The organism is Planktothrix prolifica NIVA-CYA 540 (genome assembly GCF_963864145.1).
GTDB lineage: Bacteria > Cyanobacteriota > Cyanobacteriia > Cyanobacteriales > Microcoleaceae > Planktothrix > Planktothrix agardhii.
Window position 1 is genome coordinate 3403987 of the sequence record NZ_CAWLTW010000001.1, and the last position, 22779, is coordinate 3426765.

Consider the following 22779-nt stretch of genomic DNA (forward strand, 5'->3'; position numbering starts at 1 on the left):
AGGTGGAAACACAAAAGCACTAAGACACGAAGAAAAACAGTTATCATTGGAAAGTGATCGCTCTATATAGCAATCCTAAATAGGTTGTAACATTTTAATACTGACATGAAACAGCCAGAAGTATTACCCCAGATCCGGCGTTCCCTCCCCCCCTAGCCCCCCGTGCACGGGGGGTTTGGGGGGGCTGTTCCCTGTTCCCTGTTCCCTGTTCCCTTTTGCCCAGGACTTTTGAACACAACTCAAATAGGATTGCTATAGCAGTTTCTACAACTCAATCATATACTTTTTTGCAATCTAATAATTTAGGTTTATGATAATATTTTGTATGCCTTGAATAAAAACTTTAAAACTTTTAGATTTATTATCGGTTAGAGATAGATAAGGAGCAATTTTTTTTGAGTGAGTAGCTGGATAATATTCTCGGACTAAATTTTTGAGTTCCTGTTTAGCGGAGTTAAGTTGATCAGGGTTACGGTATTTTCTGTTATTTTGATGTTTACTCAAAGTATTAGGTTTAAGATTATAGGCTGTTTCTACCGCCTCCAAATCGCCTAAAAACCAAGATTCTAGCTCATGACAAATAATCCTAATCATTGGGTTATTTTGTCCAGCAGTTTGACAAATTTGTAATAATTCGGCTTTAAGTTTTTGGCAATCATGAGAATCTTGATCATGAACTACGATAAATTGAGTATGGGGGCTGGTTTTGAAAGCTCTAATTTTAATAGCAATAGATTTAGCTAAGTCTTGTTTACCTTGATGAGCAATACAAATAAAGGAAATTTGCTCAGGTATGATTTTGGGTAAGATTTCTTCTAAAACATTTTTTATAGAAGGTTCTTCTAATAAAAAAATCAAGTCATAACTCATACAGGTGCAACCCCTTTAAACCAACCTTGATTCCATAAATAGCCAGGTAAATCCCCTTCTTCTACTAATTTTCTGAGGATTTCGTGATCTGAGGCTTTAGACATTTTAGTGATCCCTTTTTCTTTGATTAGCCAAAATATACTGTCTAAAGAAACTGCATTTAAAAAGTCAGGGGAATGGGTAGAAACAAAAACTTGTCCTCCTCTATTTGCATAACTAGCAAATTCTTCAGCAAGTTCGGTTAAAAGATTTGGATATAACTGGTTTTCTGGTTCTTCAACACAAAGTAAAGGGTGAGGTTTAGGATCAAAAAGCAAAATTAAATAGGCAAACATTTTCATTGTGCCATCAGATACATAACGATCAATAAATGGATCTTTAAATGCTTCATCTTGAAATTTTAAAATTAATCGCCCGTCTTCTGTGTCTTTTGCTTCCACTGTAGAAATACCGGGGATTCTTTCTTTTATTCTGGTTAATATGGTTTGGAAAATCTCAGGATGTTCTCGATATAAATATTGTGCAACAACCGCTATATTATCGCCTGTGGGAGAAAGATGTTCAGCATAAAGTGCATCTTTACTACCCCTTGATAGGCTAATATGGAAGTCGGAAACGTGCCAATTTTCGATTAGGGAGCGAAAAGCAGTAGCGGCTTTAAAACGTTGAAATTGTCCTAATCCTTTAATTGCTAAAATATCATTGGATTCTAGTTGTTGTTCTTCTCTTTTTAATTCTTCATCTGCTTGACTAAAATTTTCTTCATTGGTAATCGCATAACCTTTACCTTTACTAAAATCAAGGAAGTGATAGGGAGAGCCATATTCACCCCGTTTATAACGCAATATTTCTCTTTTGATCACGGCTTTTTGATTTTCTTGTCCCATAATCAATATATAAGTAACAAGTCGTTTTTTACCTAAAATATCCATCTGAAATTGTAGCTCTATTTCTATATCTTCTTTTTCTTTGCCTCTGGTAATAACTTCCTTGTAACCGCCTCGAATTTGGAGAGCTTGACGAATGTTATTTTTTAAAGCATCTCGCAAAAAACCAAAAATATCAAACAGAGTTGATTTCCCAGTACCATTAGCACCAATTAATACACAAAAAGCGGGAATATTATCTACTCTCAAATTTTCAAAAACTCGATAGTTTTTGACTCTGATACTGGTAATTTGCATAATTATATTTTACAAGTAAATTGACTAATAGTGATCTATTATATATTATTCCCCATTCCTCATCTTTACCAAATTGTTATGCGATCGCTCTCATTTCGCCAAAGATGACTTCGGTGACTCCTACTATATAATTCATTTAGACTTGCTATAAGCTGCATTACCCATTACCAATTAATAAAATGAATCATCTCAACGATGCTCGTCAATATGCCCCAGCAACAGAAAGGAATCAACAACCGATTTTAGAGGTATTAAAACGGGTACTTCCAGTTAATGGGACGGTATTAGAAATAGCCAGTGGTACGGGACAACACGCGGTATTTTTTGCCCCTGAGTTGAAACCGAGAAAATGGTTGCCATCGGAAGTTAATCCGCTTTTGCAAGCTAGTATTTTAGCTTGGGAAACCTATTTTCCTGCTGATAATTTATTTCCTCCTTTAGAATTAGATGTACATAAATCCGTTTGGTCAGTCGAAAATCCCGATTTAAAATTGCCCTTTTGCTTACAGGAATTTCCGATTACTGCCATTGTTAATATTAATATGATTCATATTTCCCCTTGGTCAGCTTGCCTAAAATTAATTGCAGGTGCAAATCGAATTTTACCATCAGGAGGAATTTTATATTTATACGGCCCCTATAAACAAAATGGCAAACACACCGCACCAAGTAATCAAGATTTTGATACCTCTTTACGGTTATCTAATCCAGAATGGGGCGTGAGAAATTTAGAAGAAGTTGTTGCAATTGCGGAATTAGAAAATTTCCGGTTAGTGGAAGTAATACCGATGCCAGCTAATAATTTATCCTTGATTTTTCAGAAAATATAGGATATAATTAAGTATAATTAAGTGATCGCATTATTCATCATTTCAGGAGGAGAAAAATCTAAGCCAATCTCAACTTCACTGGTTTTTGACTGTCTTCCGGGTATGGGATTTGTTTGTTCTTGATGGCGAGATTGGGGAGTTTTTTGTTCCAATAAATTTTGGATATCGGGGGGGAGAGTTACATCGGGAACATTTTGTTGAGATAACCAAGCAACTCCCCCCATAGAACCTGCTAAAATAGCCGCATAACCTAAATATAAATGGGCTGAATTGAGATAAAATTCTGAATCTACATCAACCTTAGAAGCAGACTTTCCTAGTTGTTGATTAAATTCCAAACAAGGAAAAGATGATGCCATTTTTCCCCCTTCTAATCCCAAAGCATTCGCCGCCCGATAAATAAACCCGCGAATATAAACATCTTCCGGTAAAGCCTCAAGTTTTCCCTCTTCTAAAGCCTCTAAATGATGCAAAGGAACCAAAGTAAAATAGTGCATTTGCTGTAATGTAAGACTATAGAATTCTCTAGCTTGACGCAATTCTATCCCAATTTCTTGTAAATAAATTTTTTGTTTTTCATGAATTTGCTGATTGATTTCTGCTTGATTCGGACGTTGATTTTTAGTTTTAGTTTTAGTTTTAGGAATATTATCTGATCCAGAAATAGTCGAAGTTTGTTCCGAAGATTCTACCGTTAAATCCGGTGCTTGATATCCCGCAACTAACCCCAGGGGAGAAACTACAACAGTTTGAACTTCTGTAGGAGTAGAAATATCTTGATTATTCGAGGGAATAGCAGTTACAGAAATAGAATGATTAGCAGAAGCAGACATCGTAGAAATAATAGTTGTTTCTTGTTTAGCCATTTGCTTTAAAGACAATTGAATCGCTTCTCGTCCCACAGCTTTAATCACAATTTCAGCTTTACTTGCCGCCTGTCCTAACATTTTTTGTAAACTTTTTAAAGCAATATTATAGACTTCACTACAATATAATTCCGCCTCAATTTGACGCACCAGGGAGCGTAAACCTTCAGGAGAGACTTCTACTGTTGTCGGTGCTGTCACACCAAAACCATTAACCGGATTTAGTTCCATAATTTATACCCCGCCTCCATACCAGCTATCTAAGTCATTTCTTCTATGGTTTGGTTGTGATTCCGGATGCGGAGGTTGTGAAAAAATCTTTTTTATCAAGATGTTTGAGTATTTTTTAACTGGATATGTAAAAATAAAAGTTAACATAACTCTCCCAAGTTTGCAACTTTTATTGAAGAAATATTGACAAATATCTAAAAATCTGGTTTACCGCCTCTTACCAATCACTTCCATAAGGTGCGTCAGTAACGAGCAGGGACTCTACGAGGTTGAAATCTTTGCCAGTCAGGGTTTTCGGCGTTTTCTGAAAAAACTTCAAGATCAAGGTTGCAGATTTATTCGCATTTTGCTAAGATTATTTTATTGATTAACAAACAAAACAACAAGGAGTCCTTGATATGAAAAAAATTTGTTTAAGAGGTTCTCCTAATGCACATTATTTCAAAATCCAAACTTAAACCGTTTTGGACAAAATACCCTAATAATGCACATTATTGCCAAATCCAAACTTAAACCATTTTGGATAAAATACCCTAAAGCTGAAACCAGTTTAAAAAGTTGGTATAAAATTACTGAAAAAGCTGACTGGAAAACCACTGCTGATGTGTGTTTAACATTCAGAACTGTAGATTTTGTAGGTAACTTTACGGTTTTTGATATTGGGGGAAATAACTATCGGTTAATTGCTTATATAGATTATGAATATAGGAAACTCTTTATTCGTCAGATTCTCACTCATGGAGAATATGATCAAGACAAATGGAAACAAGATAAATGGTATCAGTAAGCTAAAACTCTCATGCAAAAGTATGTTTTGTTGATGTTAAGCACTGATTAGGTAATAGAAATAGGGCAAACTCAGCCCTATTTCTATCAAAATTTCAAGTTTACACTCATTTAAAAATGTTAGCTTCTAATGATTATATTGAATTACTCACAAATTTTCCTCCGCGTCCTATAACGTCTGAGGAAGAATTAGAATTGACTCAAAATATGATTGATCAATTATTAGATCAGAGGAAACTGAGTCAAGATGAAAAAGACTATTTGAATGTGTTAGGTGCTTTAGTTTATGAATATGAACAACAGCAAGAACCCATTCCTGATATTTATGGAGTAGAATTGCTCAAGAGTTTAATCGAAGATAATGAATTACGTCAAAAAGACTTAGTTTCAATTTTTAAAACTGAATCCATCGTCTCGGATATTTTAAACGGAAAACGAGAACTAACGAAACGGCATATTGAAGAATTAGCTGAATTTTTTCATGTTTCTCCGGCGGTTTTCTTTCCTATAAATTCAATGAGGAAGTAGATAAAAATTTGGAGTTAAGGAAATTGTCTGAAGGAGGAAAATAAATTCGTGCCAAAGAAAATTCGAGAAATAAAAGCTATGCTACTTAAAGCGGGATTTTTATATCGTTCCGGTAAAGGAAGTCATACTGTATGGAATCATTCTTTATTAGAATATAGTCTAACTATTTCTGGGAAAGATGGAAGTGATGCAGATCGTTATCAAGAACGAGATGTTAGAAATGCACTTAGAGATTTAAAACAGTTACAACAGGAGGATGAACAATGAACTCTCAATATAGTATTTTAATTCAATGGTCAGACGAAGATCAAAAATATGTGGTGAGTTTACCTGAATTTGGGCCTTATGCTCATACTCACGGGGAAACCTACGAAGAAGCCTTAAAAAGTGGTCAGGAAGTATTAGAACTTTTAATTGAAGATTATCAGGCGAGAGGAAAAGAACTTCCTAAGCCTTTAACAATTCAAGTCTAGTTAATCTTCATATTTTTCATGTTTCTCCGGCGGTTTTCTTCCCTAGAAACTCGGTTTATTAGTTAGGGATTTTAACCATAAAAATCTTCATCTAAAATTTGTTCAAGTGAAAATGGACAAATCTGAGGATATTCTTCTTGATTAGGAATACGAACCCCAAATTGAGCACGTTTTCCTTCTTTAATCGCTAACCGACGACCATCAATATAAGCCGTTTCCAGGGCAGTTTTTAAATAAGATTTTAAAGAAGGAGTTTGTTGCAATTGCTTTTGAACACGCTGACGATGTTCATCAACGGAATTATACCAACTTCCCTTGATTATTTCCGGTGCATCCTTTTGCACCCTTAACTTGAGTAAATGCGCCAGCAAAACCATCAAATTACTTTCCAGGCGATTTTTTTCCGATTTTCCCAACTCGGTTAACTCCTCAACTAAATGTTCCATATCCACAGCAGCAAAATTGCCTTGTTCTAACTGTTCAATTGTTTGCTGAAGCCAAAGTTGAAAATCTTTTTCATAGAGATGTTTAAGCATTTTTCCAACCCTTTAAAGTTAATTCAAGAACCAATGACAGCAGGCGGTTGACGGATGATTGAACCCATTGTCCCCCAAATGTGTAAAAATAAATTACGGTAATATTGGAAATTGAGAGTAAACTGTGATTTCAACTGTCGCACTGCCAACAGATACACAAACAACGGTCAACCTGTCTCGTCGTCCTGTTTTTCCCTTCACCGCAATTGTCGGCCAGGAAGAAATGAAACTGGCTTTAATTTTAAATACTATCGATCCTAAAATCGGTGGTGTGATGATTATGGGCGATCGCGGGACGGGAAAATCCACCACTATCCGCGCCCTAGCTGACCTGCTTCCCGAAATTGAAGTTATCGCCGATGACCCCTTCAATAGCCATCCCACCGATGCAGACTTGATGAGTGATAACGTCCGCGAACGTCTGAGTCAACATCAGGATATTCCCGTATCTCGGAAAAAAGTCCCGATGGTAGATTTGCCTTTGGGGGCCACGGAAGACCGGGTTTGTGGTACAATTGATATTGAAAAAGCCCTATCTGAAGGGGTGAAAGCCTTTGAACCTGGACTTCTGGCCAAAGCAAATCGGGGGATTTTGTATGTCGATGAAGTCAACCTCCTCGATGATCACTTAGTTGATGTCTTGTTAGACTCGGCGGCCAGTGGTTGGAATACCGTGGAAAGGGAGGGAATTTCTATTCGTCACCCGGCGCGGTTTGTGTTAGTAGGTTCGGGAAATCCCGAAGAAGGGGAGTTACGTCCGCAATTATTAGATCGGTTTGGAATGCACGCCGAAATTAGAACCGTAAAAGAGCCGAATTTACGGGTTAAAATTGTTGAAGAAAGAACCGCTTTTGATCAAAATCCTGAAGTTTTTTTAGAAAAGCATATTAACGACCAACACCAATTACAACATAAACTTGTAGAAGCTCAAACCCTCCTCCCCTCTGTACAAATTGATTATGATTTACGGGTAAAAATTTCCCAGATTTGTTCGGAATTAGATGTGGATGGTTTACGCGGAGATATTGTTAGTAACCGAGCGGCAAAAGCCTTAGCTGCTTTTGAACAACGAACGGAAGTAACCGTCGATGATATTCAACGGGTGATTACTTTATGTTTGCGTCACCGTTTACGCAAAGATCCTTTGGAAACAATTGATTCTGGTTTCAAAGTTCAGAAGGTTTTCCGTCAAGTTTTTGGTTTACCTGATGCCTAGTTAGTGATTGACAAAAAATGGTGCGTGGGCTGCTGGCTGACGCACCTTAAATTTTATGAAAAAAATAATTTTAGGTTTTGATCCGGGTTTGGCAATATTAGGATTTGGAGCAATAGAGTGTGAAATTGATGATCAAACTCAGGAACAAAAATCTGTTTCTATGATTGATTTTGGGGTAATTAAAACCCCAGCTAAAACCGAATTAGGCAAGCGTTTATGTATTATTTATGAGGATTTAAACCAGTTATTAACCCATATAAAACCCGATTTGGCTATTGTGGAAAAACTGTTTTTTTATCGCATGGCAAATACCATTGCCCTTGCTCAAGCAAAAGGAGTGTTATTATTGGTTTTGGCTCAACACCAGATTCCGTTAATTGAGTTTACTCCGGGTCAAGTTAAAAAGGCTTTAACGGGACATGGCAATGCGGACAAATATCAAGTTCAAGAAGCTGTTGCTAGGGAACTGAATTTAACAGAAATTCCTAGACCTGATGATGCTGCGGATGCTTTAGCCACCGCATTAACAGCTTGGTTTGATCCTGATATAATTTTTCAGTATGAATTAATTTGATAATTTATGATAATCCTAACTTCTCAAGAAATCGCTCAATTTCGCTCGCGATTAGCTGAATATTCCGTTGCTTTAGAAGCCTTAGATAGAATTGAAAATTGTGAAGGAGATCTCGAAGATGCGGCCATTGAAATGGCAATTTATGTGGGTCAGTCGCCCGATACTTCGGAAAATTGGTTAGATGGGTTAGCCAAACGATATCGAGTGAGTTTGTGTAATAAAGACCTGCGGGAAGAATTAATTCAAGGCAATATTAAAGCCATGGTAGAATCTCTAATTGCTGAAAATCAATGTCCAGCCCTATTAATTACTCCGGTTGTCATTTATGCGGTGAAATCGGGAATTGAGCAATTTTGTCAACCTTTAGAATATAAATTATAGGGATTTGGTAACAAAACCAACCCCGGAAACGAAGATTTTACCCTAAAATTTAGAAATCAAACACAAACCGAATTTAGGAGTAATTTATGAGTCCAGAAACCTTAGTCAAAGCAGCACCTGTTACCAGCGATTTTAGTATTGATGACTTTAATTCCCATGTTATGAACACCTACGCCCGTTTTCCCATTGCCTTAGAGCGGGGAGAAGGGTGTCGGGTTTGGGATACCAATGGCAAAGAATACTTAGATTTTGTGGCGGGAATTGCCACTTGTACCCTGGGACACGCCCATCCAGTGTTAATTGAAGCGGTCACCAAACAAATTAAAACCTTGCACCATGTTTCTAATTTATATTATGTTCCCGTGCAAGGAGAATTAGCGAAATGGTTAACAGATCATTCCTGTGCAGATAAAGCATTTTTCTGTAATTCTGGAGCGGAAGCTAACGAAGGAGCGATTAAATTAGCCCGGAAATATGCCCATGATAAATTAAATATTGAAGACCCGGTTATTATTACCGCCCACGCCAGTTTTCATGGTCGAACTTTAGCTACAATTACTGCTACTGGACAACCTAAATATCAAAAAGGTTTTAGTCCTTTAGTGCCAGGTTTTGTTTATGTTCCTTATAATGATATTGATGCTTTAGAATTAACAATTGCTGATGTCGATAAAGACGGGCGACGGGTTGCAGCTATTATGTTAGAAGCGCTGCAAGGAGAAGGCGGTGTTCGTCCTGGGGATATGGCATATTTCCAACGAATTCGGCAAATTTGCGATCAAAAAGGCATTCTTTTAATCTTAGATGAAGTGCAAGTTGGCATGGGTCGCAGTGGTAAATTATGGGGTTATGAAAACTTAGGAATTGAACCGGATATTTTTACCTCCGCGAAGGGTTTGGGCGGTGGTATTCCCATCGGGGCGATGATGTGTAAAGCTTTCTGTGATGTTTTTGAACCTGGAAGTCATGCCTCTACCTTTGGCGGAAATCCTTTTGTTTGTGCTGTGGCGTTGGCTGTTTGTCAAACCTTAGAAAGAGAAAATATTCTGGAAAATGTACAGAAACGGGGTGAACAACTTCGCAGTAAATTAACAGAAATTGCTGAAAAATATCCTGATTTAATTGCTGATGTCCGAGGCTGGGGTTTAATTAATGGTTTGGAATTAAAAGAGGATGTGGAATTAACTTCTCCCCAAGTCGTAAAAGTAGTAATGGAAGCGGGTTTATTGTTAGTTCCGGCTGGCCCGAAAGTGTTACGTTTTGTGCCACCATTAATTGTGACAGAGGAAGAAGTTAATCAGGCGTTACAAGCAGTTGAAAATGCCTTAAAACAGTTAACGGCTTAATTTCACTCAATTCCCTATTCTTCTTTCTTTGACCGAGAGAAGATAGGGAAAATCAAACCATATTTGATAGTGTTTTGAAATAGTTATGGCTAAATATTTAATCAATTCTTAGTTTTTTTTGAACGATAACGATACAGAGCAGAAGCATTCATTTGGATCTCTAACTGGGAAATAAGATTATCCAAAATAGAAATCCCTGCATCTGCTCGTTGGCAAACTTCCTGAATTTTAACAGATGTTTGTTTAACTTTTTGTAAATCGGGTTGATGTTCTTGAGTCATGGCAAATTAAAGTTACTCCTTGCTTCTCTAATTGTAGCTTGTGCTCTGGCTATTGTGACTATTGCGTCCTCAATAGAGCGAGTCAGCGGCTCCAGCATAGCAGAATTAGGAATCGGCTGTGATTCAGCCATTCTGACCATCAGGGTATAAAATCGGGAATAGTAGGTATTTGCCCTTTGCCGAATATTATCGAGATCTTCTAAGGCGATAACAGTGGTTTCCGTGTCAGAATAGGTTTCCATGATTACAAAACTGGTTTCTGTGGCATGGTTAATAACCACTAATAACTGCCTTTGTAATTCTAAAACCGTTGTTGTAAGTTCTAGGGGAAGTGCAACCATTGATAATTAGGAAAGTAACAATCAAGATATGTCAGCTTTAATTATGACATATTGTGTTCTGAACTTTTAAGTTATCGAAAAAATGGGTTTAAAACCCCGTCGTTCTACGACGGCTTTCTAAAGACTTAATATAATCCCTCAAGACTTCAGCCATTGAAATATTAAGGGATTCTGCATATTCTTTAAGTTGTTGGTATTCGCGCTCATTGACATTGAATTGAATTTTTTTCTCTCTTGACATACTCTAATATTATCTCTATAATTAGAGTATATCCCAAATGACAAGTTAAATCAATGAAGTTAAGATATCGTTACAGAATCTACCCAACAGACCAACAAAAGGGGCTAGTATCCCGACTGTTTGGTTGTTGTCGGGTGGTTTTTAACGATGCCTTAGCCTATTGCAAACAGGAGTATCAGAACGGGAATAAAAAACCTTCTAGCATTGAGCTTTCTAAAAGACTTACAGAACTCAAGAAAACAGAGGAGAAACAATGGTTAACAGAAGTTTCCTCTATTCCCTTACAACAAAGTTTAAGAGATTTAGAGCAAGCATATTCAAATTTTTTTAAATCCTGTAAAGGGCAAAGAAAGGGCAAGAAAGTTAAACCTCCCAAGTTCAAGAAACGTAAGTCTAAACAGTCTGCTAAGTTCACCGACAATGGTTTTAAACTCTATCCCAATTCTGATTACATTTACTTAGCCAAAATTGGTGACATTAAAGTAATCTGGAGTAGAGAATTACCGGCAATTCCTTCTAGTGTTACCTTAATTAAAGACAGTGCTGATCGATACTTTGTTAGTTTTGTAGTTGAGTTTAATCCTCAACAATTACCTAAAAACGGACGAAGTGTTGGAATTGATTTAGGAATCACTGATTTTGCTACATTAAGTAACGGTGAAAAAATTAAATCTCCTAAACCTTTAAAGAAACAATTAAAGCGTTTAAGGAGATTACAGCAAAATTTGTCAAGAAAACAGAATGGTAGCAGAAGAAGGGAAGTTGCTAGAAAGAAACTAGCTAAACTTCACGCTAAGATTTCTGATACTAGAAACGATTTTTTACACAAACTGTCAACTAAGATTATTCGTGAAAACCAAACAATAGTCTTGGAAGACTTGAATGTTTCAGGGATGGTTAAGAACCGAAAGTTGTCTCGCGCTATTTCTGACTTGGGTTGGCGTAGTTTTAGAGCTATGTTAGAGGCTAAGTCAGTCATGTACGGACGTGATTTTCGAGTAATTGATAGATGGACTCCAACTTCTCAAACTTGCTCTTGTTGTGGTTTTAAAGGTGGCAAAAAAGAGCTAAATATTAGAGAGTGGATTTGTTTAAACTGTGGCATTTCTCATGATCGAGATATTAACGCCGCAATTAATATTTTAGTCGCCGGAGGGCTTTCGGAGACTTTAAACGGACGTGGAGAGAAGGTCAGTCTTTCTAAGGAAAGCGCATCTCGGCGAAGCGTCAACCCTTCCAGCATTTAAGCAGTTGTCTCCTGAGCCGTGAGCCAGTCGAACGGTCGAAGGGTTGACCTACTTAAATAGATGGAATCCCCGCCCGTTTTACGGCGGGGTGGATGTCAAACTTCATTGGGAGGTAAACTTTATCCTAATCTTTTTTAATTATGCGATCGCTCACCTCTGTCAGTATCAAATCCAAATTGATCATGATGCTGCTAGCCGTCAGCAGTTGTTCAATTTTAGTAACTGCTTATTTAGGGTATCGGAGTGGAAAATTAAATCTAACACACCGAGTCTTTAATCAGTTAACGAGTGTTCGCGCTTCCAAAGCTTACCAAATTGAATCCTACTTTAAAAATATTCGCAATCATACCCAAACCTTGAGCGAAGATCCAGCAATCATCGCGGCGATGCAAGAATTTGCAACGGCTTATCCTCAACTCCAAACTATTAATATTACACAGAGTTTTGACCCCAAGTTAATCACTTACTACCGTGACAAATTTCTTCCCCGCCTCACCCAAACTGAAGAAGGTTCACCGATTTTAGAATCCTATCTACCCAAAACAATCGCTTCGCGCTATTTACAATATTATTATATTGCTGATAATCCCCATCCCGTGGGTAAAAAAGAGGCCTTAGATTATGCCAAAGATGGGAGCGAATATAGCAAAATTCATGCTCGCTATCACCCTATTTTTCGCAATATTATTCAGAAGTTTGGTTATTACGATATGTTCCTAATTGATCCCCAAGGAAATATCGTTTATACCGTTTTCAAAGAAACTGACTTTACAACTAATTTGGAAAACGGCCCCTATCAAAATAGTAATCTCGCTGATCTATTTCAGAAGGTAAAAGAAGCACAATCAAAGGACTATGCCACAATAATTGATTTTCAAGCTTATGCTCCTTCCTATGGCGCTCCAGCCGCATTTATCGCGGCTCCTATTTTGAACAAATCTGAGCTAATTGGGGTGTTAGCTTTTCAACTTCCAGTTAATGAAATTAATCATGTGATGACGGGTAATCAGCATTGGGAAAGCGATGGTTTAGGTCAAACCGGAGAAACTTATTTAGTCGGACGAGATACCTTAATGCGTTCCATTTCCAGGTTTTTAGTACAAGATCCAAAAGGCTATGCTAAAGCGTTGAGATTATTAGGAATGAGTGAGGCAGAAATCAACCGAATCAATCAATATGGTACGTCTATTTTACAACAATATGTGAGGACAGAAGCCGTTGCTGATGCGTTAAATGGTAAGCAAGGAACTCGAACTATTAGAGACTATCGAAACATTCCGGTTTTGAGTTCCTTTGCACCCCTTCGCATTGATGGATTAGACTGGGTGATTTTATCAGAAATAGATATATCAGAAGCTTATGCTCCGATTTATTCCTTTCGGAACCAAATTCTAATTTCAGCGACATTACTAATGTTAGTAATAACATTAATAGCCATGGTTTTAGCCAATTTATTTGTAAACCCGATCAATCAACTGATTAAGGGAACCCGCAAAATTTCCGCCGGACAACTTGATGCAATCGTACCTTTAGAAACAGAAGATGAATTTGGAGAATTAGCAAAATCCTTCAATAAAATTGTACGGAGTTTACAGGATCAAACCTTACTGGTAGAACAAAAAAATCAGGAAAATGAAGAATTATTGTTAAGTCTTTTTCCTACTTCAGTAGCAAAACGGTTTCAACGAGGAAACAAAGATATGGCTGAAGAACTATCAAATGTTGCTGTTTTGTTCTCCGATTTAACCGGATTTTCTAAACTATCTAGCTCCTTAAGTGCCAATGAATCCGTCGCTATTTTAAATGATTTATTCACCGCATTTGATGAAGTTGCTGAACGGTATGGGATGGAAAAAATTAAAACAATTGGAGATAGTTATTTAGCCGTTTGTGGGCTTTCAATTCCTTATCTTGATCACGATAAACGCGCCCTTGATGTTGCCTTAGAAATTTTGATTATTGTACGCCGATTTAGTCATGAACGGGGATTATCCTTGAATATTTCAATTGGTATTAACGCTGGGGATATTATTGCGGGAATTGTGGGTCGAAATCGCTGTATTTTTGATGTTTGGGGTGATACGATTAACCTGGCTACAGCCCTGAAAAATGCCTGTCCACCCGGCAGAATTTTAGTATCTCAGACCGTTTATCGTCGGCTTCAGGATCTTTATCAGTTTGAGCCAATATCGGAGAAAGAAGTTAATGGTAAACCTAAATTGAATGGGTGGTTATTGAAAAGTAAACACTCACCGATTGAAGTTGAGAGCTTGGGAATTTTATGAATAAGTTTATAGACATTTTAAACCGAATCTTGAAAGCTGAAAGCTAGACCGTACACCTGTCTTTTCCTCCGGTTTTCCCTCCCCCCCTAGCCCCCCGTGCACGGGGGGTTTGGGGGGGGCTGTCCCCTGTTCCCTGCTATACAATGAACTCTACAATTATTCAAAGTAATTTATTTATTTGGTCAATTACCCTTGCGGTTGGGTTTCCTTTTTTGATTATCGTTCTGGGGGAAATTATCCATCGATTAAAAAAACGGGGTAAACCTCTAGCAACCACTTTACAGGTAGTGCGAAATTTGGTTTTACCTGTGCTTGTGTTCTTGCTGTTTATGCAGTATGTTCTCAAACTTGATCATAATAGCAATTTAATCAGAACAGTGCAAACGTTGTTGTGGATTTTCGTGATTCATGCTGCACTTTCTCTACTGAATGTTATCTTGTTTGAACAAGCAGAAGCTGATACTTGGCGAGCTAGATTTCCTAAACTTCTGATTGATCTTTCTCGACTATTTTTGATTTTGGTGGGAACTGCGATCGCATTGTCAAGTGTTTGGAATGCAGATCTCGCAGGTTTAGCAACCGCATTGGGGGTTAGTTCTATCGTCATTGCTTTAGCCCTTCAAGATACATTGGGCAGTATTATGTCAGGAATTGCACTGCTATTTGAGCGTCCATTTACCGTTGGAGATTGGTTAAAAGTAGGAGATACGGTCGGACAAGTTATTGATATTAATTGGCGTGCAGTGCGCCTACAAACCTTTGATCGGGAAATGATTGTAATTCCCCATAAAGTGATTGGTGGAGAAACCATTCATAATTTTAGCCAACCCTTACGCCTTCATGGAGAACGGATTCAAATTGGGTTTTCCTATAATGATCCACCGAATTTAGCCAAACAAGTTTTAAAAAGCACAGCCCTTTCAACTCAGGGAATTTTAAGCGAACCCGAACCGGAGATTTTTACCCTTTCTTATGATGATTCTAGTGTAACTTATGAGGTAAAATTTTTTATTGAAAACTATAGCGAATTGGAAAAAATTCGGGATCGGTTTATGACTCGAATTTGGTATGCAGCCCAACGCAATAATTTAAAAATTCCCTTTCCAATTCGGACGTTATATCATGTTCGTGGATCGAATTCTCCAGCAGAAGATCCTTCTAAGAAATTTGCTGAAACCCTACAATCAATTCCGGTATTTGTGCCTCTCAAAAAAGAACAAACTAACCTAGATAACCTGTCTCAAGGGGTTATGCTTCATCACTTTGGTACAGGGGAAAAAGTAATTCAGCAAGGCTATCCAGGTAACGATCTCTATATTATTATTTCAGGAAAAGCCCTTTTAACAACCCCGGATGCGTGGGGAACTGAATGCGAAGTATTGTCACTGAAAGCAGGAGAATTTTTTGGGGAAATGGCTCTTTTTTCTGGTGAACCTAGTACGGTTTCTGTAACTGCTATTGAAGATCTCGAAGTGATGATCTTTTCTTCGATTATTGTTAATCAAATGATTGAACGTCAACCGAGTTTTGCTCGTGAGATTGGTCAAATTTTAGAAGTTCGGAGAAAGGCAATTCAGGCAGTAAAACAGTCCAGTGTTTAATTGAATGGAACACCGGAACACCGGAACACCGGAACAGCCCCCAAACCCCCCGTGCACGGGGGGCTAGGGGGGGAGGGAACGCCGGATCTGGGGTAATACTTCTGGATGTTTCATGTCAGTATTAAAATGTTACAACCTATTTAGGATTGCTATAGATGCTTAATCCCCTTACAATTTCTGCCCTTGCCCCATAATTAATTTGAGGTTATACTAAATTGATCGAGGTAAACCCACAATGATTACAAAAACTTTACTTTTACCTGAACAACGCACGGTTTTAAATCAAGTCAGTTGGCAAACATTTATTAATTTATTAAACGATTTAGGGGATAATCGCGTCATTCGTTTATATTATGATCAAGGAGTATTAGAAATTATGACTCCATTAGGAGAACATGAAAATAATAATCGGTTTATTGAGTGTTTAATTGGTGTGATTGCAGATGAATTAAACTTAAATCTTAAAAGATTTGGGTCTTTGACGTTAAAACGAGAAGAATTATTAAAAGGTGCAGAACCCGATTCTTGTTATTATTTAGAAAATGAACCCTTAGTCAGACATAAACAGAATATTAATTTAGAATCAGACCCGCCTCCTGATTTAGTATTGGAAATTGATATGACTAGCAGTTCTTTAGATAAACAAACGATTTATGCTGCTTTTGAAATTCCCGAATTATGGCGTTATAATGGTCAGAAATTAGAGGTTTTTGTTTTAGATAAAACAACTCAATCCTATCAAAAATCAATTCAAAGTTTACATTTCCCTTGGCTCCCTTTAGAAGTTATTCCCCAATATATTCGTCAAAGTTTAAGGGATGGGGAAACCGCAACCTTAAAATCTTTTAGAACTTGGGTTAGAAAGTTGACCTAAGTAGGTCAAAAATCATCTAAACTTATAGCAGTCGCCAGACCTATTAGGACAAAGAGTGATGCAGCAAAGCTAGACGGTGAAGTCTTTTCTTCCGGTGTTCCCTCCCCCCCTAGCCCCCCGTGCACGGGGGGTTTGGGGGGGCTGTTCCGGTGTTCCCTGCTATACTTATATTTACATAGCCCATCCCACGGGTTTATCAGGGTTTAATGGTGGTAAATAAGGCGGAATAATCGTCATCTAGTTTTCCGAGTTTTTGTGTAGCTTCTAATATTGCTCGAACCCCTTCTAAAGAACTCACATTTAACCCCATTGATTTCGCTTCTTGTAAAAACAAATTCGTGTCTTTTAATAAATGTTTAGTAGGAAAATTGGGATTTTGATAATTTTCTTCTAACATCCGTTGTAATTTTTTATCAAAGGTAGGAGCATATAACGCACTCTTGCGTAAAATCTCCATAAAGAGTTCGATATCAACTCCTTGACCTTGAACAAAATTTAAACTCAGGGCGAAGGCAGTTGTCAGGGAAGCAATTAACTGATTTAAGGCTAATTTTAACGCCGATGCACTACCAACTTCCCCAATATATTTGGGTTCCCCTAGGGGTTGTAAGACATGAAACCACTGTTTAAATTGGGCTTCCGTGGAACCGACCATAATTTGTAATTTCCCCGATTTTGCTTCAGGAATACTCCCTAAAACCGGTGCTTCTAAATAATTTCCCCCAGCTTTAATAATTTCTTTTTGGATATTTTTACTCTCCGTTGGGGAAATTGTTCCCATAGAAATAATTGTTTTTCCTGATAAAAATGATTCAGATTCTGAACGGAACAAAACCGACTCAATCGCCTCTTGATTAGTTAACATTAACAGAATACAATCACTAGCAGTGATTAAACCTTGGGGAGTTCCCGCTACTGTTGCTCCGGCTTCTCTTAACGGTTCTACTTTCGATGTTGTGCGGTTATAAACAATAACTTTAAATCCCATTTCCAGAATTTTGAGGGCGATGGGTAATCCCATTAACCCAGTTCCAATAACTCCAATTTTCATGTTAACTCCGATAGAATAATAGGGCTATAATTCAAAGAATACGATAATCTAATCAATTAAAACATCTTCCGAAAAATCACTCCCTCGGTGTTGCCAATCAATATCAGGAATCTCATTAAATCCTTGTTTAAGACATTCTTCCCAAACTTTACGAATTTTGGCTAAATAGGGATCACCTAAACGCAGTTTCAGAAAATTTTTGATTTCTAAACTATCTTTTTCATACAAAACTAAATTAATCGGTGGCCCCACAGAAATATTAGATTTCATTGTAGAATCAATCGAAAGTAAGGCACATTTAGCCGCCGCTTCTAAATGGGTATGGAAACTGAGGGTACGATCTAAAATCGGTTTACCATATTTGGTTTCTCCGATTTGTAAAAAAGGGGTTTCTTTGGTGGCATGAATAAAATTACCTTGGCTGTAAATCAAAAATAAGCAAGGTTCTTGTTCTTTAATTTGACCACTTAATAACATAGAGCATTTGGGTTCAATTCCGTCTTTTTTCAGCCAATGCTCATCAATTTCTTGAACTTTTCTGAGTTTTGTACCAATATATCGAGCCACTTCATACATGGAGGGAAGACTATGTAAATTAACATCTTCCTGACTTTTAATATCCCGATCTAATTCGCTCACAATGCCTTGGGTAACGGAAAGATTTCCGGCGGTACATAATAAAATAACCCGATCGCCAGGTTTGGAAAAATCAAATAATTTACGATAGGTAGAAATATGATCAACCCCGGCATTTGTGCGGGAGTCCGAAGCCATCACGAAGCCCGTATCCGTAATAATTCCTAAACAATAAGTCATAAATGCAGTTGAAACAAAATTAGCAGATTGCCAAACACTAGATCATAGACTTCTGGGATAGAAACTGTCAACCGACATCAACTGTTAAGGGAACATGAAGATTTTGTTTTGTATGATGCAATCAAAAAAACCGTTACAGGCTACCCTCCTAGGAATATAGTGTTTGGCCCTTGGAGATTCACTCCCTGGGGGGGATAGTCAGTTATTTTAAGAAATGTTAAACTTCTTAACATATAATGTAGTTATGTTAAGACTGTAACGGCAAATTAGCGTTATAGAGCTTAAACATTGGAAAAACCCCCAGGTCGTAACACCTAGACTAACCGTCCGTATTTGATGACGAAAGATATAAGTCCTTCGTGCTTCAAGTAGGGGCTTGACGTATCAAACCTTTATAGGTTAAGGTATCCAGCCGGAGATGAGCCATGAAATTTGCTAAAACCTCAGACACAGACTCTGTACGCGCTTATCTACGAGAAATTGGTCGCGTTCCCTTGCTAACCCATGAGCAAGAAATTGTCTATGGTAAACAAGTTCAACACTTGAATCTCGTTCAAAATCAGTGGGAAGATCTAGCGACCTGTTTAGGTCGAGCGCCTAGTCCCGCAGAATGGGCGGAGGCGGTCGGACTATCGGAAGCGGAATTAGAACGGGTACTCGAACGAGGCCAAAGTGCGAAACGCAAAATGGTGGAGGCGAACTTGCGTTTAGTGGTATCCGTTGCTAAAAAATATATTAAGCGGAATGTGGACTTGCTGGACTTAATTCAAGAAGGCACCATTGGGATGCAGCGTGGCGTTGAAAAATTTGATCCCACTAAAGGATATCGTTTTTCCACCTATGCCTACTGGTGGATTCGTCAGGCGATTACCCGAGCGATCGCCGAAAAAGGCCGCACAATTCGTCTCCCGATTCATATTACCGAAAAACTCAACAAAATCAAAAAAGCCCAACGTCAGTTAGCTCAAGAGTTGGGACGGGCTGCGACCATGGCAGAATTAGCCGTGGAATTAGAACTCACCCCGCGACAAATTCGGGAATATTTAGAACGTGCCCGTCTACCCCTGTCCCTGGATTTGCGGGTGGGTGATAATCAAGATACGGAGTTAGGAGATCTTTTAGAAGATACGGGAACTTCTCCAGAGGATTTTGCCTTACAATCTTCTCTACGCAGCGATTTAGAATTAATGATGGCTGACCTAACCGAACAACAGCGTCAGGTATTATCCCTGCGATTTGGTTTAGAAGATGGGCAAAGTTTAACCTTAGCTAAAATTGGCGATCGGCTGAATATTAGTCGAGAGCGGGTTCGACAAATTGAAAGGGAAGCCTTAACAAAATTGCGAAAACGGAAACAAGATATTAACGACTATATGGCCAGTTAAATCATTGTTCTAGGGGGGATAACACGCCCTCAAAGAGTAGGGATGTTTTCTGAAAACGTCTCTACATCCTGCTAGATTAGAGTGTAGGGATCAACATTTGATTCAGATTGAGATCAACTGAAACTCTTGTATAAGGGGGAAGAAAGATGAACGACAGATCTAACCGAAATTCAAAATTTTTTCAGGAAGAAATGGGGGAAGTGGGGAACCTCTTGTGGCAATATGTACAGTCAATGAGTCCTGATACCGTTTCCCAACTGTCGAAACCGAATTCTTCGGAAGTCTTCCAAGTCATGGAACGAAATATTATCGGACTATTGGGCAATTTACCCTCGGAACATTTTGGAATTACGGTAACAACCAGTCGTGAACATTTAGGACGACTCTTAGCGTCTGCGATGATTAGTGGCTATTTCCTTCGCAATGCGGAACAGAGAATGGCATTTGAACGATCTGTCCCAGGTATTGAAAAAGCCCCTCAAGAATAGTTATTTTCCTTGATCCCGTGCCATTCCATGAATACAAAATGTTTCAAATTTTGGCAAGCTGAATCTTGAGTTTGCCAAAGTTTTGTATTGTTCATAAGATCATGATGGGAGTGTGGAAACTCAGTGTCTTCAGACCACCAGAGGAAACACGACTCAGGGGAATTTATTCCCCTAGAAATATTCAATTATGCTATCATAAAGAAATTAACATAGTCGTGATAGTCGAGTCAATGACTAAAACAAGTAAAACAATGGGAGTGCAGCAAATATTGTTGTCTCCAGATCCAGAAACCCGTGCGTTATTAGAATACCTTTGTCAACAATCAGGTAAATTGTACAACACGGGAATTTATTTCGCTCGTCAAACATTATTTAAGACAGGTAAGTAGGTAGGCGGGATTAAACTTTTCCATGTAACAATATGTAAAGGAGGCTTAGATCAGCCATTAGAAAGCGTTAGAAAGCTTTACAATCGTTTACATAGGGAGATTATTTTATAGAGCCTACCTACTTAAATACCGCAGCCAAGAGCTTAAATATTAGAAGAAATAATTTTCTAAGGAGTAAAATATGGCAGAACTTAATGTCACGAAAAAAAGTATAAGTAGTTTATTTTCTGAAATGCAGGGAACTAAATTCATAATCCCTGATTATCAACGACCATATAAATGGGATTTAGAAAAATGCGAAATTCTATGGCAGGATCTTACCAGTTTTTTTGAAGAAAGTACGGGAAATGAGGAGTATTACTTAGGCACGGTTGTTACTTGTAAAAACGATGAATCTGGAAAGACTGAAATAGAAGTTATTGATGGTCAACAACGTATCACATCACTTTTGCTTCTTCTTAGAGCATTTTATTCAAAATTAGAAAATAGTGCAATTGAAGATGACAATATTACAGGTCTCAAGAATCAAATTGCACCATGTATTTGGGACGTTAATCCTATTTCGGGAAGAGTTTCTAACACAAGTTTAATCCATATAGAATCACGAGTTGCAACCGAATCTGATAAAGAAATATTTCATACAATTCTTCAGTCAGGAAAATCAAAGCCAAATGCTACCGACCTTTATTCAAAGAATTATCATTATTTCTTTTCAATGTGTGAAGAATACGCAAAGAATAATCCAATGAGTTGGCAGGGATTTTGTGTTTGTATTTTAAAGAACTGCATTATACTTCCAATTGATTGCGAAAAACTAGACACAGCATTGACCATATTTTCAACTCTGAACGACCGAGGAATGCCGCTTTCAGATTCTGACATTTTTAAAGCCCAAATTTATCGTACTAAGAATACCGAGGAAGAAAAATCAGAATTCACTAATTCATGGAGAGAGCTTACTGAAACAGTTGATGACGCAGGAATGACCCTGGATGCTCTCTTCCGAAATTATTCGCACGTTATTCGTGGCAGAAACGGTGATAGGACAAAGGAAATCGCTCTAAGAAAATTTTATGCTGGCGAAAAATTTGAAAAATTAAAGCAACCTAACTTGATGAAAGAATTGCAAGAGCTTGCAGAATTTTGGCTAACTGTGAAACAACAAGGCGAATCGAAATTTCAGGGGCGAGAGTTTATTTCTCACCAGTCGTTTAAGTATTTTCATTGCCTTAATCATTACCCAAATGAATACTGGAAATATGTTACAAGTGCATATTTTTTCAAAAATAAAGATTCGGATTCATTTCATACAAATTTTTCAGAATATCTCGGAACTTTGGTTTCATTTCTGTTTTTCGAGTTTGTTCAGAAGCCAACCGTAAATGCAATAAAGGACTCATGCTACCAATTTTGCATTGATATTTTTGAAGGAAAGCCACTAACAATAACCGCTTCAATTTCTTCAGGATTTTCGATCACTTTGGCCCAAACGGTTAATTATAAAATTGCTCGCGCCATGATTTTGCTTCACGCTTATCTAAATCCTAATCAAATTGAATTAATTGAGTCAAATTTTGAGATTGAACATATTTTCCCTCGTGTTTGGCAAGCAGCTAACTACAATGGCTGGAATCACGAAGATGCAAAAGTCTATCTGGAGCGATATGGAAACAAAGTGGCTATAGGAAAAAAATTAAACATCCAAGCTGGTAATGGTTATTTCGGACAAAAGAAAAATAAATATAAGGACTCACCCATTGCTAATGTTAATGATCTTTCAAAATACCCAAGTGATGATTGGGTAAAGACCGACATTGAAGCAAGAGAAAAATTATTTTTAGAATCAATTGTGGGTTTCTTTCATTCCAATTTGCATAAAAAATAAGTTCAAGATGCCGTAGAAATAGCGAAGCTGTCAGGAAGTGCAAAGTAGCAATTTAAAGCCCATCTGTGTAAAGG

The 22779-nt window shown here is 37.8% G+C and carries 26 protein-coding genes; 17 read left to right on the top strand and 9 right to left on the bottom strand.

The features are described from left to right. Positions 1-294 precede the first annotated feature (294 nt). Both AC559H_RS15140 and AC559H_RS15145 read right to left on the bottom strand, forming a co-directional pair. Positions 295-870, bottom strand: coding sequence for a DUF4276 family protein (locus AC559H_RS15140; RefSeq protein WP_026795905.1), 576 nt, complete (start codon positions 868-870; stop codon positions 295-297). Further along, positions 867-2054 carry an AAA family ATPase gene (locus tag AC559H_RS15145; RefSeq protein ID WP_026795906.1) on the bottom strand — a complete coding sequence of 396 codons (1188 nt, stop codon included), beginning with the start codon at positions 2052-2054 and terminating at the stop codon, positions 867-869. The genes AC559H_RS15140 and AC559H_RS15145 overlap by 4 nt, the downstream gene beginning before the upstream one ends. Positions 2055-2233: 179 nt before the next feature. Here AC559H_RS15145 and AC559H_RS15150 point away from each other — a divergent pair, with 179 nt between their 5' ends. After that, entirely contained in the window at positions 2234-2884 is a 651-nt protein-coding gene (locus AC559H_RS15150; protein WP_026795907.1) for a DUF938 domain-containing protein, read from the top strand. Between the two features lie 17 nt (positions 2885-2901). On the opposite strand, the gene AC559H_RS15155 is transcribed toward AC559H_RS15150, so the two are convergent. Next, positions 2902-3981, bottom strand: coding sequence for a helix-turn-helix domain-containing protein (locus tag AC559H_RS15155; RefSeq protein WP_043939635.1), 1080 nt, complete (start codon positions 3979-3981; stop codon positions 2902-2904). A 484-nt stretch (positions 3982-4465) separates the two neighbouring features. On the opposite strand from AC559H_RS15155, the gene AC559H_RS15160 reads away from it, so the two are divergent. The 4 genes from AC559H_RS15160 to AC559H_RS15175 all read left to right on the top strand — a co-directional run bounded on the left by AC559H_RS15160 (position 4466) and on the right by AC559H_RS15175 (position 5768). Further along, complete coding sequence (locus tag AC559H_RS15160; RefSeq protein WP_026795908.1) at positions 4466-4768, top strand: type II toxin-antitoxin system HigB family toxin; 303 nt, start codon at positions 4466-4468, stop codon at positions 4766-4768. 116 nt (positions 4769-4884) lie between these two features. Continuing rightward, positions 4885-5295: a helix-turn-helix domain-containing protein gene (locus AC559H_RS15165; protein WP_026795909.1), complete on the top strand. Its 411-nt coding sequence runs from the start codon at positions 4885-4887 to the stop codon at positions 5293-5295. A 48-nt stretch (positions 5296-5343) separates the two neighbouring features. Further along, positions 5344-5562, top strand: coding sequence for a type II toxin-antitoxin system HicA family toxin (locus AC559H_RS15170; RefSeq protein WP_026795910.1), 219 nt, complete (start codon positions 5344-5346; stop codon positions 5560-5562). Then, entirely contained in the window at positions 5559-5768 is a 210-nt protein-coding gene (locus tag AC559H_RS15175) for a type II toxin-antitoxin system HicB family antitoxin (RefSeq protein ID WP_026795911.1), read from the top strand. Before AC559H_RS15170 ends, AC559H_RS15175 begins: the two co-directional genes overlap by 4 nt. A 71-nt stretch (positions 5769-5839) precedes the next feature. On the opposite strand, the gene AC559H_RS15180 is transcribed toward AC559H_RS15175, so the two are convergent. After that, the gene (locus AC559H_RS15180; RefSeq protein WP_026795912.1) at positions 5840-6304 is read right to left on the bottom strand and encodes a DUF29 domain-containing protein; all 465 of its coding nucleotides are present in this window, start codon (positions 6302-6304) and stop codon (positions 5840-5842) included. 124 nt (positions 6305-6428) lie between these two features. On the opposite strand from AC559H_RS15180, the gene bchI reads away from it, so the two are divergent. The 4 genes from bchI (at position 6429) to AC559H_RS15200 (ending at position 9821) form a co-directional block, all read left to right on the top strand. Next, positions 6429-7520 carry a magnesium chelatase ATPase subunit I gene (bchI, locus tag AC559H_RS15185; RefSeq protein ID WP_141295063.1) on the top strand — a complete coding sequence of 364 codons (1092 nt, stop codon included), beginning with the start codon at positions 6429-6431 and terminating at the stop codon, positions 7518-7520. A gap of 55 nt (positions 7521-7575) precedes the next feature. Beyond that, positions 7576-8094: a crossover junction endodeoxyribonuclease RuvC gene (gene ruvC / locus AC559H_RS15190; RefSeq protein WP_026795913.1), complete on the top strand. Its 519-nt coding sequence runs from the start codon at positions 7576-7578 to the stop codon at positions 8092-8094. 6 nt (positions 8095-8100) lie between these two features. Beyond that, complete coding sequence (locus AC559H_RS15195; protein WP_026795914.1) at positions 8101-8475, top strand: hypothetical protein; 375 nt, start codon at positions 8101-8103, stop codon at positions 8473-8475. Positions 8476-8561: 86 nt separating this feature from the next. Continuing rightward, positions 8562-9821 carry an aspartate aminotransferase family protein gene (locus AC559H_RS15200; protein WP_026795915.1) on the top strand — a complete coding sequence of 420 codons (1260 nt, stop codon included), beginning with the start codon at positions 8562-8564 and terminating at the stop codon, positions 9819-9821. Positions 9822-9922: 101 nt separating this feature from the next. On the opposite strand, the gene AC559H_RS15205 is transcribed toward AC559H_RS15200, so the two are convergent. From AC559H_RS15205 to AC559H_RS15215, 3 genes are all read right to left on the bottom strand, one after another. After that, on the bottom strand, positions 9923-10102 hold the full coding sequence (locus AC559H_RS15205) for a hypothetical protein (RefSeq protein WP_026795916.1): 180 nt from the start codon (positions 10100-10102) through the stop codon (positions 9923-9925). Then, a complete protein-coding gene (locus AC559H_RS15210) occupies positions 10099-10443 on the bottom strand; it encodes a hypothetical protein (protein WP_026795917.1) in 345 nt (114 codons plus the stop codon). The genes AC559H_RS15205 and AC559H_RS15210 overlap by 4 nt, the downstream gene beginning before the upstream one ends. 88 nt (positions 10444-10531) lie before the next feature. Continuing rightward, complete coding sequence (locus AC559H_RS15215) at positions 10532-10684, bottom strand: hypothetical protein (RefSeq protein ID WP_155806353.1); 153 nt, start codon at positions 10682-10684, stop codon at positions 10532-10534. A gap of 53 nt (positions 10685-10737) precedes the next feature. Between AC559H_RS15215 and AC559H_RS15220 the strand changes: the two genes are divergently transcribed. The 4 genes from AC559H_RS15220 (at position 10738) to AC559H_RS15235 (ending at position 16691) form a co-directional block, all read left to right on the top strand. Then, on the top strand, positions 10738-11931 hold the full coding sequence (locus tag AC559H_RS15220; protein WP_051319543.1) for an RNA-guided endonuclease InsQ/TnpB family protein: 1194 nt from the start codon (positions 10738-10740) through the stop codon (positions 11929-11931). Between the two features lie 182 nt (positions 11932-12113). Then, on the top strand, positions 12114-14216 hold the full coding sequence (locus AC559H_RS15225; RefSeq protein WP_202806303.1) for an adenylate/guanylate cyclase domain-containing protein: 2103 nt from the start codon (positions 12114-12116) through the stop codon (positions 14214-14216). Between the two features lie 143 nt (positions 14217-14359). Then, positions 14360-15817, top strand: coding sequence for a mechanosensitive ion channel family protein (locus AC559H_RS15230; protein ID WP_026795919.1), 1458 nt, complete (start codon positions 14360-14362; stop codon positions 15815-15817). Positions 15818-16052: 235 nt separating this feature from the next. Beyond that, entirely contained in the window at positions 16053-16691 is a 639-nt protein-coding gene (locus AC559H_RS15235) for a Uma2 family endonuclease (RefSeq protein WP_026795920.1), read from the top strand. 196 nt (positions 16692-16887) lie between these two features. On the opposite strand, the gene AC559H_RS15240 is transcribed toward AC559H_RS15235, so the two are convergent. Both AC559H_RS15240 and AC559H_RS15245 read right to left on the bottom strand, forming a co-directional pair. Beyond that, on the bottom strand, positions 16888-17742 hold the full coding sequence (locus AC559H_RS15240) for an NAD(P)-dependent oxidoreductase (protein WP_026785435.1): 855 nt from the start codon (positions 17740-17742) through the stop codon (positions 16888-16890). Between the two features lie 48 nt (positions 17743-17790). Then, on the bottom strand, positions 17791-18558 hold the full coding sequence (locus tag AC559H_RS15245) for a proteasome-type protease (RefSeq protein WP_026785434.1): 768 nt from the start codon (positions 18556-18558) through the stop codon (positions 17791-17793). Between the two features lie 425 nt (positions 18559-18983). On the opposite strand from AC559H_RS15245, the gene AC559H_RS15250 reads away from it, so the two are divergent. From AC559H_RS15250 to AC559H_RS15265, 4 genes are all read left to right on the top strand, one after another. Continuing rightward, a complete protein-coding gene (locus AC559H_RS15250) occupies positions 18984-19943 on the top strand; it encodes an RNA polymerase sigma factor, RpoD/SigA family (RefSeq protein ID WP_026795921.1) in 960 nt (319 codons plus the stop codon). A 146-nt stretch (positions 19944-20089) separates the two neighbouring features. Further along, positions 20090-20431, top strand: coding sequence for a DUF760 domain-containing protein (locus AC559H_RS15255; protein ID WP_026795922.1), 342 nt, complete (start codon positions 20090-20092; stop codon positions 20429-20431). 230 nt (positions 20432-20661) lie between these two features. Continuing rightward, positions 20662-20820 (top strand): hypothetical protein, encoded by a 159-nt coding sequence (locus tag AC559H_RS15260; RefSeq protein ID WP_233428072.1) that lies wholly within the window; start codon positions 20662-20664, stop codon positions 20818-20820. Positions 20821-21001: 181 nt separating this feature from the next. Next, on the top strand, positions 21002-22705 hold the full coding sequence (locus AC559H_RS15265) for a DUF262 domain-containing protein (protein WP_026785430.1): 1704 nt from the start codon (positions 21002-21004) through the stop codon (positions 22703-22705). Positions 22706-22779: the final 74 nt, after the last annotated feature.